12 protein-coding genes and 1 pseudogene are annotated in these 12,348 nt (G+C 38.1%); 7 read left to right on the plus strand and 6 right to left on the minus strand.

Annotated elements, in window-relative coordinates; translation table 11 throughout:
• Positions 1-40: 40 nt before the first annotated feature.
• The 3 genes from ICI50_RS09660 to glpK form a co-directional block, all read right to left on the minus strand.
• Positions 41-991, minus strand: coding sequence for a LacI family DNA-binding transcriptional regulator (locus tag ICI50_RS09660; RefSeq protein ID WP_013854859.1), 951 nt, complete (start codon positions 989-991; stop codon positions 41-43).
• Between the two features lie 7 nt (positions 992-998).
• Positions 999-1,772 (minus strand): tyrosine-protein phosphatase, encoded by a 774-nt coding sequence (locus ICI50_RS09665; RefSeq protein WP_013854860.1) that lies wholly within the window; start codon positions 1,770-1,772, stop codon positions 999-1,001.
• A gap of 87 nt (positions 1,773-1,859) precedes the next feature.
• A complete protein-coding gene (gene glpK, locus ICI50_RS09670; protein WP_013854861.1) occupies positions 1,860-3,362 on the minus strand; it encodes a glycerol kinase GlpK in 1,503 nt (500 codons plus the stop codon).
• A 124-nt stretch (positions 3,363-3,486) separates the two neighbouring features.
• Between glpK and thiD the strand changes: the two genes are divergently transcribed.
• The 3 genes from thiD to ICI50_RS09680 all read left to right on the plus strand — a co-directional run bounded on the left by thiD (position 3,487) and on the right by ICI50_RS09680 (position 5,488).
• Positions 3,487-4,299: a bifunctional hydroxymethylpyrimidine kinase/phosphomethylpyrimidine kinase gene (gene thiD / locus ICI50_RS09675; RefSeq protein WP_013854862.1), complete on the plus strand. Its 813-nt coding sequence runs from the start codon at positions 3,487-3,489 to the stop codon at positions 4,297-4,299.
• A 287-nt stretch (positions 4,300-4,586) separates the two neighbouring features.
• Entirely contained in the window at positions 4,587-4,709 is a 123-nt protein-coding gene (locus tag ICI50_RS10975) for a hypothetical protein (protein WP_013854863.1), read from the plus strand.
• A gap of 95 nt (positions 4,710-4,804) precedes the next feature.
• On the plus strand, positions 4,805-5,488 hold the full coding sequence (locus ICI50_RS09680; protein ID WP_013854864.1) for a type 1 glutamine amidotransferase: 684 nt from the start codon (positions 4,805-4,807) through the stop codon (positions 5,486-5,488).
• 51 nt (positions 5,489-5,539) lie between these two features.
• On the opposite strand, the gene ICI50_RS09685 is transcribed toward ICI50_RS09680, so the two are convergent.
• Positions 5,540-6,025, minus strand: coding sequence for a C40 family peptidase (locus tag ICI50_RS09685; protein ID WP_054640325.1), 486 nt, complete (start codon positions 6,023-6,025; stop codon positions 5,540-5,542).
• Positions 6,026-6,433: 408 nt separating this feature from the next.
• Between ICI50_RS09685 and ICI50_RS09690 the strand changes: the two genes are divergently transcribed.
• The 4 genes and pseudogenes from ICI50_RS09690 (at position 6,434) to ICI50_RS09705 (ending at position 10,431) form a co-directional block, all read left to right on the plus strand.
• Positions 6,434-7,309, plus strand: coding sequence for a helix-turn-helix domain-containing protein (locus ICI50_RS09690; RefSeq protein ID WP_013854867.1), 876 nt, complete (start codon positions 6,434-6,436; stop codon positions 7,307-7,309).
• Positions 7,310-7,408: 99 nt separating this feature from the next.
• Positions 7,409-8,041 carry a hypothetical protein gene (locus ICI50_RS09695; RefSeq protein ID WP_188891624.1) on the plus strand — a complete coding sequence of 211 codons (633 nt, stop codon included), beginning with the start codon at positions 7,409-7,411 and terminating at the stop codon, positions 8,039-8,041.
• A gap of 125 nt (positions 8,042-8,166) precedes the next feature.
• A pseudogene (locus tag ICI50_RS09700) lies at positions 8,167-9,467 on the plus strand (UPF0236 family transposase-like protein).
• A gap of 772 nt (positions 9,468-10,239) precedes the next feature.
• The gene (locus tag ICI50_RS09705) at positions 10,240-10,431 is read left to right on the plus strand and encodes a hypothetical protein (protein ID WP_054640608.1); all 192 of its coding nucleotides are present in this window, start codon (positions 10,240-10,242) and stop codon (positions 10,429-10,431) included.
• 22 nt (positions 10,432-10,453) lie between these two features.
• On the opposite strand, the gene ICI50_RS09710 is transcribed toward ICI50_RS09705, so the two are convergent.
• Positions 10,454-11,383, minus strand: a complete 930-nt coding sequence (locus tag ICI50_RS09710) for an EamA family transporter (RefSeq protein ID WP_013854871.1) — start codon at positions 11,381-11,383, stop codon at positions 10,454-10,456.
• 12 nt (positions 11,384-11,395) lie between these two features.
• The gene (locus ICI50_RS09715; protein ID WP_013854872.1) at positions 11,396-12,316 is read right to left on the minus strand and encodes an EamA family transporter; all 921 of its coding nucleotides are present in this window, start codon (positions 12,314-12,316) and stop codon (positions 11,396-11,398) included.
• Positions 12,317-12,348 lie beyond the last annotated feature (32 nt).

The following is a 12,348-nucleotide window of genomic DNA, read 5'->3' on the forward strand; positions in this document are numbered from 1 at the left end:
GTATAGCGCTTTCATGTTGGCGATAAAAACTTTTTCTTAATTATCTGGTTGTTTGCCGTCTGATTAATTCTGGCTTAAGCATAATCTCGCCTTGAGGCGATCCTGATTGTTCAATCTTCTGTAATAGCATCTTAGCCAGCATTTCACCCATCTTAAAGATCGGCTGCTTAATCGTGGTCAATTTAGGATTGGAAACTTGATCCAAAAATACGCCATCAAAGCCGATAATACCGAAATCATTAGGAATTTTGGCTCCGCGATTTTGCAACTCACGTACTACTCCGACCGCGATTCGATCACTGGCACAAATAAAGCAAGTATCTTTTTTTAACTCAGAGAAATGATCATGAATAATCTGTTGCGCGCAATGACTATGATTAGGCACACGATAAATCTGCGGAATTAAACGATGCTGCTGCAGCGTATTGATATAACCAGCTTCACGTGAATATTCAAATGGCTCCTTAAGATCAATACCAATAAAAATGATATGCTTATACAGCCGGTCTAATGCGTATTGCGTTGCAATTTTCTCAGCAGTTTGATTGTCAGTATCGACAAAGTCATAACCACGGTGATTCTCGCCGAACAAGACAAAAGGCTTGTCCAACTTGTCAAACATCTCATAATCATCATTACGTGCACCCGTGATCAAATAGCCATCTGCCTGTCCTCTTTCAATATGCTCTGGATCAGTTACTAACTGCATGGCATATTGCTTAGTATTCAGCCCGCGAGCAAAGCCAAATAATAAATTCATGTAATACGGCTCAGTCGTATCGATATCTTCTAAAGTAACAAACTTCACCACATTAGTACGGTTATTGACCAAGGCTTGAGCGATAGAGTTAGGACGATAATTCAATGATTTCATCGCCTTTTCTACCATCCCGCGTAATTCCGGCGTGACCTGCTCCGGATGGTTGATTACACGTGAAACAGTCATTTTTGAAACGTTTGCTTCTTTAGCTACATCAGTTAATGTTGTCATTTTCTTCCTATTCTAAATACATCTTTCTAAAACGATCTAAATCGTGTTGACTAAAACCTAGTTCTTTCTTAAAAAATGCATCAAAACTGCCCCAGCCTTTACGGATGGTCTCAGTAATGCCGCGAATAGCTGGCCCTTCGCCCTTGGTGATATTCATCTTCGAGACCAAGCTTGCGATCTCATTATCATCGGGGAACTGCTTAGCTATGGCAAAATCATATAGCTCATTAGTCAATAAATAATCTCGTGCAATAGTATCATCATCTACACCTAATGCCGTCAAGATTAGGGCAGACGTCATACCAGTTCTATCCTTGCCAGCACTGCAGTGATAAACCAGTGCATCTTCAGGTGGCAACTCAATTAATTCCGCAAAAATTCTAGCAAATTCATGCTGGCTGTGCGTATTAAGCAAAACCTGCTGATAGATCTGCCCTAGCCAATTATCACCCATATCAGGAATATGATGAACGAAGCGATAGAGCTTGTTGTCGCCTTTATTCTTCTTGCGATCTTCAGAATAAATATGCGCGTCTACGTAGCGCACGCCAGGCCAAGAGACATCCGGAGATGCATTTTGTTCATATTTTGAACGCAAATCAATATCAACGGTGATACGACGGTCAGCTAATTTTTGTTCATCTTTTTCAGACAAGGAGCTAAGTGAATCAGAACGATATATTTTGTTCCACTTGACATATTGACCCTTGTCATTCTTGTAACCACCAATATCTCTAAAGTTAAGCGGCCCATCTAATGCAAGTATTCTATCATGCTTCATTCTTGCTCAACGCCTTTCTTTGTGAAAATGTTAATATAGTACTTTTATTATAGCAAAAAAGAGTTGATCTTGATCAACTCTTAGGATTTACTCTCCATGTGCAAAAACCTGCGTTGCTTTAATTGCCCGTTGCCAACCAGCATACAATTTAACTCGTTCCAGATTGCCCATCTTGGGTTCAAAGGCTTGCACAATCGTGAAAATATGCTTTAATTCAGCAATATTTTTCCAATAGCCTACAGCAAGTCCAGCCAAAAATGCGGCACCCATACTGGTTGTCTCTAAAATCTTAGCTCGTTCAATTTTAGTATTCAGAATATCTGCTTGAAATTGCATCAGGTAATTATTATTGCTAGCCCCACCATCAACGCGCAAAGTTGGAATTTTAATACCGGAGTCTTTCTGCATAGTATCAACTACATCCCGCGTCTGATAAGCCAACGACTGCAGCGTTGCCTTAATCATATCTTTATCCGTAGTTCCACGTGTAACACCAAAAATTGCGCCACGTGCTTCCGCATCCCAATAAGGCGCACCTAGTCCCGTAAATGCTGGTACGACATAGATTTCATTCTCAGAGGTTGATTCATAAGCCGCTTGTTCAGAATCTGGCGCATGCTTAATCAGCTTCATCGAATCGCGTAGCCATTGGATTGCACTGCCAGCTACGAAAATTGAACCTTCTAGAGCATAAGTGATTTTACCGTTGATACTATAGCCAATTGTAGTTAATAAATTATGATTAGAACTAGTAGCCTTTTCTCCAGTATTCATCACAATGAAAGCACCTGTTCCATAGGTGTTTTTAACCATTCCAGGCTTTAAGGCTAATTGACCAAATAAAGCAGCCTGTTGGTCGCCAGCCATCCCGGCAATGGGTACAGTACCACCGAAGAACATACAATCTGCCGTTTTGCCATACACTTCAGAATTAGAATGAACTTCGGGCAACATTTGCTTAGGAATATTAAGCAACCGCAGAATATCTTCATCCCATTTAAGGGCATGAATGTTAAAAAGCATTGTCCGTGAAGCATTGGTATAATCCGTCACGTGCTGCTTGCCATTCGTCAACTTCCACATTAACCAGCTATCAATTGTGCCAAATAAGAGTTTACCCTGTTCTGCTTTTTCCTGCGCACCAGGTACATGATCCAAGATCCAACGAATTTTCGTTGCACTAAAATATGGATCAATGATCAAGCCAGTTTTCTCCCTAATTTCTTCGCTATAACCCCTTTTTTTCAGTTGCTCAGCTAATCGTGTCGTCTGCCGTGATTGCCAAACAATGGCATGATATATTGGCTTGCCTGTATCTTTATCCCAGACAACTGTCGTTTCTCGCTGATTGGTAATGCCCACTGCAGCAATTTGACTAGGCCAGATGCCCGAGTTGATAAAGGCATTGGCAATAGTCGTTTGGACCGCTATCCAAATTTCATTAGCATCATGCTCCACCCAGCCAGGTTCTGGAAAATATTGCGTGATTTCCTTTTGAGCTACTGCTACTTTTCTCCCCTGATGATCGAAGATAATCGCCCTCGTTGAAGTAGTTCCTTCGTCAATTGCTAAAATATATTGTTCGGCCATTCCTATATCTCTTTTCTTTAAAAGCGTTTTCTTATAAGTTTACTGTTTTTTAGGTGCAGATCCTAGCAGTTCCTCTACTATCTAAGCTATAATTTTCATAACTACAATAATAAGAGGTGCAAGAATGATTAAAGATCAAAAAATTGTGGTAACTATTGCAGGTAACGACAGCGACGGCAGTGCGGGCATGCCAGCCGATTTGCATTCTTTTTATGCACGTGGCGTTTACGGCATGGGGCTAATGACTGCCGCAGTAGCTGGCAATACTAAGGGTATTTTTGCTCAACAGATTATGCCGGTAGACTTTATTCAAAAGCAGTTTGACGTATTAAATGACGACTTCAAGATTAATGCGACTAAGACGGGGATGCTAGCTAATAAAGAAATTATCGACTGCGTTGCCGACAACTTAGAAAAATACGATATGGGTAAAATCGTGCTTGATCCAGTGATTATCACCAAGCATGGGGCTACTTTGCTTGACGACGATGCTTATCAAACTTTTCTAGATCGACTATTGCCACTTGCTGACGTAATTACGCCTAACTTTTATGAACAACAAAAATTGACTGGTTTAAAGTTAAATAATATGGAAGAAATTCATCAAGGTGCTGAATTGTTGCAAAAGATGGGTGCTAAGAATGTTTTGATGAAGGGGCGTCATGACACGGATCAACCTGAAGTAACCGACATTTTGCTTACTGAAGACGGCGAATTTCATGAATTCACCAAACCGCACTTTAAGACCGACCGCGTGAACGGTACTGGTGACACACTCTCTGCTGTCATTGCAGCAGAACTGGCTAAGGGGAAATCAATTATCGATGCCGTCAAGATCGGAAAAGATTTTACCTATGAAGCTATTTCGCACCCGATTGATGTTGGTTCTAAGTGGGGTCCGATTAATCATTGGGCTGCGGAAGATAGTGTGGGATAAGAAATAATCATCTAGTTAATCAAAAAAACTAGATGATTATTTTTTGTAAACTATTTTCTGTTTTCAAAAATTTTGTAAAGGACAATAGCTATAATTGCACCACACAATGTACTCACTAAGGCATTAATCCAAAAATTAAACAAATGTGGTGAAACCAAAGTAGTATATTATCCTTTATGTTAGAAAATATTAGCTCTCTAATTCGAATTAACATATTCAAGCCATTATACCCTAAAATCTTTAGCAATTGCCTTTTACATAATATCTACATATTTTACATGAACAAAATGACCAAAGAAGAATTAGAAGCGAGATTGGCTAAACATGCAGAAGAAATGGATAATGGTAAAAGCCTCAGTACCAAAGAAATATTTAAGAAACTAGATAAGCAGTTAGGATTATCAAAATAGTGCTGATTAAAGCAAACCACTACTAATCCTTTGCCCCACTTTCGCTATTAAGCTATACTAGACAGAAGAAATCAAACGAATTAAGGGACAATAATATGAGCGATAAATTAATCAAAATTGCATATCTTTACGAAGACTTGATGAACACTTACGGCGATTCCGGCGACGTCAAGATCCTCAGTTTTTTACTTAAACGCGAAGGCTATGACACTCAAGTAGACAACATCTCATTAGGCGATCAATTCAATGCCTTTGCCTATGACTTTGTCTTCTTCGGCGGTGGCCAGGACTTTGAACAAACTGTCGTTGCTAAAGACTTACCACGCCACAAAGAAACATTGGAAAAGTACATTAATGAAGATAATCCAATGCTTTGCATCTGTGGTGGCTATCAATTAATGGGCAGCTATTATAAGACTAACTCAGGCGTTACTATTCCTGGGTTAGACATCCTGCCTTTGCACACGGTCTTCAAGAGCGATAAGCGAATGATCGACGATACGCGTTACATAACCGAATGGGGCGAAGTTAAAGCTTTTGAAAATCATTCAGGTCAAACTTACTTTGATAATAAAGATAAGCTGCATCCCCTCGGCGACATGATCGAAGGCTATGGCAACAACCCACAAGATCACGTCGAAGGCCTGCGCTACCGCAACTTCATCGGTTCATACTCACACGGGCCACTTCTAAAGAATACTAACGTAGCCAACGCTATTGTAAAAATGATCATTAAACGTCATGATGAACGCATGAAGCAAACTGAACCAATAAAATAAAAAAGGCGAAATCCTCAAATTTGGATTTCGCTTTTAATTTGCTTTTCGAAATTAATTTAACACACGCTTAGCAGCTGATGGGTAGAAGTAGCCACTCAATGCTTGCTTTCTTACGCCTTGGCTTGGCGTTGCAGCGTGAACGTACTTGCCGCCACCTACGTAAATACCAACGTGATAAGGAGAAGCAGCTGAGCCCCAGAATAATAAATCACCCTTCTTTAAATGATTCATTGAAACGCGTTTGCCTTTAGTAACTTGACCAAAGGTAGTACGAGGCAAGGTTTTCTTAGCAGCCCTTTTATAAACGTATTGAGCTAAACCAGAGCAATCAAAAGAAAATGGACCAGTAGCACCGTAAACGTAACGCTTACCGACTTGTTTATTAGCAAGCTTAACTACAGCGTTGCGTTTTTCCTTGGTGCTGGCTGCCTGAACAGTTTGTGTTTGATTCACATTAGGCACATTAATCAGGGATGTACCTGTTAAGAATAATGATAAAACTGCGACAACCTTAACTAAACTACATCTAAAACTCACTTAAATTTCTCCTTATATACTTTATCTGTAGTGATGTGTTTCATCACTCAACGGTTTATATAATACCGGAGAAATATTACAACTTGATGTTAAACTGACTACTATCTAATTAAGCAATGTAACAAAAAGCGGTAAATTTTGTAAATTATTGTATGATTAGAAAATATTCTACTTGTATTATTTTATGTTGCTTAAAGCCTTGCTTTGTTTTCACTAAACTTGTTACATTAAAAAGCAATAATGTAGTTGAACAAACCATGCATGGCGTATTTTAACATTAATTAAAATGCTAAATCACTTGTTCAAGCACAGGCAACACAACTCCAATTACTACTAATCCACCATTGAATAAAAACTTACTAATTTCTTTTTTAAAAAATACTTCATCATAAGAAAGACCTTTCTATTATGAATAATCAAATTTTCGGATCAAAATTCCGCCAATTACGCAAACAACAACATATAACTTTAGCCCAAGCTGCAGCTGGAATAACTTCAAGGCAATCTCTAGGCAACTGGGAAACTGGCAAAGGCGAGTTAGACTTTGCCAAAGTTCTTTTACTACTCAAAAAAATTAATGTCCAGCCAATAGACTTTTTAGAAAGTAGCATAAATAGTTACCTCAAGCAAACCACTTCACAAATTTCTGTCGCCTACGTTAACAATCAAATTGATAGATTATTGCATTATGCCAATAAATATCTTGAAATAAGTCATCGCAATCTCACAGACAGGATTAGCTTTTTACGTGCTGCTGTGGCATGTAATTATTATATGGATCTTACAGGAAAAGATATAACATCTACTTCCCATAAACTACGAATCATCTCCCATTTTAAAAGGATTTTAGATGGAGAAGAAATTTGGAATTTCGAAGATATTTATTTCTTCGGAAACACACAAAACTTAATGAGTCCCAGAAATATTTACAGTCTAGCCTATTCTCTAAATTACTATCGTCAAAAGCACAACATTAACAACAGAGAATGGATCAATGCCGTTTACAATACGCTGATAAATGCTGAATTTATTCTTATAAAGTCAGACATTAATTTAGCTACTAAGTTAGATCAACTTTTAAGACAAAAGTGGGATTTATCAGACAACTATGCTTTCGAAAAAATTCGACAAAATTTTATGCATCAGTTAATAGAATATATTTCAACTCAAGATGACAGTAAAATAATTCGACAATTACACATTCTCGAATTTGAGCAACTACTTGATCTAAAAGCTGGTTTTAAAACAGCATATGAACAAGTTAAAGAAATATATTTCTCTTAGCAATTTTGCCAATATTTTGGCATTTTTATTTTTACAAAAATTAAGCATGCTACTTTATATCCGTAAACCAATTAAGATTTTCTTGAGGAGGATATAAAAATGAAAAAATCAATCAAATTAATAAATATACTTTCTGTTAGTGCGTTAGCTTTAGGATTTATAGCACCTGTAACTACAGTTTCTGCTGATACTGTTGGTTCTGATACCTCTAAATCAATTAAAAATAATGAAACAACCTCAACTACATATACGGTCCCATCTCAATTTAAAGAAATAGATAAGTATGTAACTGTCAAAGATAATCAGTATGTACTCCGTCTTCCACAAAATTCAAATATTGACACACAGACTAAAAAGAATGCCCAAAATCAATTAAACATTGCAAATGGAGTAGTTAAAAATCAAAATTTAGTAATTGATCTACAAACTAAGTTTGCAGATCCAATATCTCTTGATACAAATTCTCCATTTATAGTACTAGCCAAGCGGCCAGCAAATGAGAATAGAACATATCCTTGGGGTGTTAGATCCATCTTTAGAAGCAATGCTGCTGTAAGAACACGTGTTAATATATATAACAACATTTACATTGGTGCTTTAGCCGTCGGAGATGTGTCAGGAACAGCTGGTATGGTTGGTTTCCCTTGGGCTTCTTTAATTGGAACTGTAAGTAGTGCTGCCGTATCAGATAGATGTCAAACTTGGGCTAATAGATTACAACTAAGTGTATAATTTTTTGCGGTAAGTTGAATAAATAATTAAAAAAGCTCAAGTCCTTTGAATTTGGACTTGAGCTCAAACAAAAAGACCAGTAGTCTGATGTTAAGAACAAAAAACACATTAGAAGCTGGTCTTTTATGGAATCTATTATAACTGATATCGTGAAAATTATTAAGTCTGAAAATAATGTTATTGCTCGTGAAAAGGCATTAATGTGCTACTTCTTTGATCTGATTAGAGAATTAATGAAATTAGCACTAGAAGAAGTTGATGCCGGCTTAGTTGAAGAGACTAAAAAGCAAGGCTATCAGATCGAAAAGAAAAATAAGCGCTCAGTTGTGACTGCCTTTGGTGAGATTAGCTATTGGCGCAGAAGATATGCTTGTCCTGGCAAAAAGGCTAAATATCCACTGGATAAGCTGATGGGCTATGACAAATATAAGCGTTACAGCGTTTTGGCAGTAAAAGATGTTTTGCAGGTTAGTGCTGTGGCTACTTACCGCAATACTGCTTTAGCAGTTAATACCCTTTCTTGTTTTAAGATTAGTCACAGCCAAGTTGGCAAGCTGATTGTGCAAGCAGGCAAACAGATTAAAGCACAGCAGCAGTCTGAGGAAAGATACGATGGCATTACCCAAAAGAAAAAGGTGCCAGTGCTTTATCTTGAAGGCGATGGCGTTGTGATCAAGGGCACCAAGAAGCGACTGGAATTTCATCGCTATCAAGTCTGCGAGGATATTATTAATTTAAGCAATACTTTAATCATCAGTAATGCCGATGGCGGTGCTGGCTATGCCAAGAAAGACTTTGATGAAATAGTTGGCTATTGCCGGCAGCACGAACCCTTCTTGGATGTCTTTCACTTGAATAAAAAGATCAAGGACCGTTTAGGCTTTATGCCGGCTATGCCAAGCAAATTGATCAGTGCAGTTGAGTTCAAGTATGATCGCCACTTGACTGACGTGATTTTAGACACGATTGAAAGCAATCTGATTGATGAGCTGAATACGCCAGAAAATCATGAAAACCTAAAGCGGCTGCGCAGCTATCTTCATCGTCGCTGGGTGGATATTAAGCCGTTTAAGATGCGTCATTTGTCCGTAATTAAGGCAATTGGCTGCTGTGAGAGCAATCACCGTAAATATACTTATCGCGTCAAAGGACAAGGAAAATACTGGTCAGAGAATGGCGCTGAGGGTATTTTGCGTGTGCTGACTTGATTAAAAACAAAGAGCTGGAATACTGGCTTAGCAGTGAGTTTGCAGGTGGACAGCTCGATATTGGTGATCAAAAAGACCTGAAAGGTGCAGTTCGTGCCAGCCTAAGAAAGACGCATGAAGCTCATCTGGGCATTCATCACGGCGCCATTGAAAGCTTAACAGCAGGTCATAGCTATTTGGATGATTTCGGCAGAAAATTAAGTCAAATAAATATTTAAGAAATTAAGGTCAGACTAATGGTTAATAGCCTACCGCAAAAATATTGACACTTACAGATTACAAAGTTATAATAATTCTCATAGAAAAAGTAGAATTTATCAGGATATAAACTGGGCGCTTCAGGATTCAGAAGGTGTATGTAACTTATAAAAGATATTATCCCTATCGAAAGCTGGTAATGGTGGCTTTAATCAGTCTTCCATGGATATTTTTAGTATTTCCATTTACTTTGGATTGGGGTGCCTATATTACCCTCGTAATAGTCAGGATCCCGTATACAATTATTTGGAGCTTATTAATTGCGGCTGGAATATATATTGATATAAAGATGCAAAATAAATATCAACATCATAAGGACAACAATAGACACTAAAACTTTAATAACAATCATTTTAATTATCGTAGCAATTGCACTAGCTTGTTTACCATTTTATAAAAGATACCAACTATTTTGCTTGACCAAAGTAGGTTACTGGGACATCTTAATACAGTTCCTAGTAATCGCAGGTATTAACTTATTCATAGGATTTCATAATGTAAATAAAGCAACTTCAATCATTGAAAAGATTGTTGGTGCATTCTTCCCGAAAACGGGAGCAGCTATTGGCTTATCAATGTATCAAAACCCTAGCTTTAGAAATGCCATAACTAAAGCATACCATTAAGGAAAAAGAGTAAAAATTGTATATAAGTCTGGAGCATCAATGTTTTTAAATAAAGCATATTATTATGTTATTAACTAGTAAATACTACTTTTAGGCGGTGATCCATATGAAAAAGTTTTGGCTTAGGCAGCTTGAGGTTATTATTGCCAAAGGAATAATATTAGTTTCTGATTACTACAACTCTTTGTTATCAACATGGATGTTATGGTTTACAGTAGCTGTAGTAATTATTCAATTTCCAATTGCCTATCTTTATGAAAAGCGCAAAATTAAGGTATCCGAGAAAACAAAAACTTAATAACTCAAAAAAACGAAGTCAATTAAGGCTTCGTTTTTGGATTGATCTTATTTTTCTTTTGTTTCGGTGTTAAATTTAATGCCATCGCCGCTACAACTACTAAGACCGAACCGACCCAATCCATCGGCATCATTACTAAGCCAAAGCACAGCACTGATCCCACCGTCGCTGAGAATGGCTCAAAGGCATCCAATAAACTTGCCGTAGATGGAACAACATAACGCAAAGCGTTCGCCATTAGTTGAAACGGAATAATTGTTCCAATAATAATGACCGCTGCAGTATATAGCCAGACAGATGGCTGATTAGGAATTGCTTGAAATTGCGGTTGAATAATCACCAAACTAATTCCAGCAAAGAGCATCCCCCAACCTGTGACTACTAAAGTCGACATTCTTTTGACAATATTAACGGGAATCAAAGTATAAGCCGCTTCCCCTAAAGCAGAGAGCAATCCCCAGAACAGAGCAACTGGCGTAATAGCTAAATGATCGAACTGGCCATGCGTCGATAGTAAAAATACACCCAAAAAGGCAAAAATTGCAGCCAAAATATCAAGCCGTCGCATTACTTGCTTATGCGTGATAGCTAAATAGCCGAGTACAAAAAACGGCCCAATAAATTGCAAAATCGTCGCAATAGATGCATTAGCCACCTGAATACACATAAAATAAAATAATTGCACGGGTAATAAGCCAAAAATTCCGTAAGCTAAAATAACTAAAGCATCATGCTTATTTTTTAAACTAGCGATTGGTTTTTGCTTCAATATGGCTGCTATTACTAACAAAACAATGCCAGAAATAATTAATCTGATCTGCGTCAGCCACATTGGTGTAATTTTAGGACTAATGTTAAACAATCCCTTGGCAAATAGTCCAGAGATGCCCCACATGACAGCTGCTAATGCCGCTAAAAAAGTCCACAGTCTGCGCGTCTTTGAATCAACCATGACATACCCTTTCTATGCGTGTGACTTTCTGCTCTTCTTTTTCTTAGGTGAAATATTCAAGGCCATTGCTGCCAATACAACTAAGATCGAGCCGACCCAATCCATTGGCGTCATTATTAAGCCAAAGCACAAAACCGATCCTACTGTAGCCGAAAATGGTTCAAAGGCATCGAGCAAACTGACCGTTGATGCCTTGATGAACCGCAACGAATTTGTCATTAATTGGAACGGAATCAAAGTTCCAATTACGATTACCGCTGTCACGTTTAGCCAAACATGTGGCGTATTAGGAATATGAGGCATCTGCGGATGAACCAGCATTAAGCAGATACCTGCAGATAATAATCCCCAGCCCGTAACGACTAAACTAGAGACGCGCTTTAACACATTAATGGGAATCAATGTATTCGTGGCTACTCCCACAGCCGATAGCATTCCCCAGAACAAGACAGCTGGCGTAATGGCAAAATGGTTAAAACGTCCGTGTGTTGCTAAGAGAACTACGCCAATAAATGCACAAATTGCGGCAATCACATCAATGCGACGCATAATTTGCTTGTGCGTAATTGCTAAATAAGCCATTACAAAAAATGGTCCTACAAACTGCAAAATCGTGGCAATTGAGGCGTTGGCCTTCTGTACTACAATAAAATAAAATAATTGCACGGGTAATAACCCAAAAATACCATAAGCAATAATCACCCACGCATCATGTTTATTCTTCATTGTAGCTAGCGGCTTTTGCTTCAAGAAACCAGCAACAATCAATAAGATAATGCCTGAAGTAACCATTCTAATCTGCGACAGCCACATTGGCGTAATATCTGAACTAATATTGAATAAGCTCTTAGCAAATAAGCCTGAAATTCCCCACATGACACAGGCCAGGGCAGCTAAGAATGCCCAAAGTCGACGTTGTTTTTGTGTAATCATTCTTCAATCCTTCATCTTTAAACTAGCTTCTT

The organism is Lactobacillus kefiranofaciens (assembly GCF_014656585.1).
Lineage (GTDB): Bacteria > Bacillota > Bacilli > Lactobacillales > Lactobacillaceae > Lactobacillus > Lactobacillus kefiranofaciens.

What these genes read in the sequence shown, in the direction of transcription:
- ICI50_RS09705 (WP_054640608.1), top strand. Translation starts at nt 10,240, where the DNA reads ATGAAAAAGTTTTGGCTTAGGCAGCTTGAGGTTATTATTGCCAAAGGA.
- glpK (WP_013854861.1), bottom strand. Translation starts at nt 3,362, where the DNA reads ATGGCCGAACAATATATTTTAGCAATTGACGAAGGAACTACTTCAACG.
- ICI50_RS09715 (WP_013854872.1), bottom strand. Translation starts at nt 12,316, where the DNA reads ATGATTACACAAAAACAACGTCGACTTTGGGCATTCTTAGCTGCCCTG.
- ICI50_RS09660 (WP_013854859.1), bottom strand. Translation starts at nt 991, where the DNA reads ATGACAACATTAACTGATGTAGCTAAAGAAGCAAACGTTTCAAAAATG.
- thiD (WP_013854862.1), top strand. Translation starts at nt 3,487, where the DNA reads ATGATTAAAGATCAAAAAATTGTGGTAACTATTGCAGGTAACGACAGC.
- ICI50_RS09680 (WP_013854864.1), top strand. Translation starts at nt 4,805, where the DNA reads ATGAGCGATAAATTAATCAAAATTGCATATCTTTACGAAGACTTGATG.
- ICI50_RS09665 (WP_013854860.1), bottom strand. Translation starts at nt 1,772, where the DNA reads ATGAAGCATGATAGAATACTTGCATTAGATGGGCCGCTTAACTTTAGA.
- ICI50_RS09710 (WP_013854871.1), bottom strand. Translation starts at nt 11,383, where the DNA reads ATGGTTGATTCAAAGACGCGCAGACTGTGGACTTTTTTAGCGGCATTA.
- ICI50_RS09695 (WP_188891624.1), top strand. Translation starts at nt 7,409, where the DNA reads ATGAAAAAATCAATCAAATTAATAAATATACTTTCTGTTAGTGCGTTA.
- ICI50_RS10975 (WP_013854863.1), top strand. Translation starts at nt 4,587, where the DNA reads ATGACCAAAGAAGAATTAGAAGCGAGATTGGCTAAACATGCAGAAGAA.
- ICI50_RS09690 (WP_013854867.1), top strand. Translation starts at nt 6,434, where the DNA reads ATGAATAATCAAATTTTCGGATCAAAATTCCGCCAATTACGCAAACAA.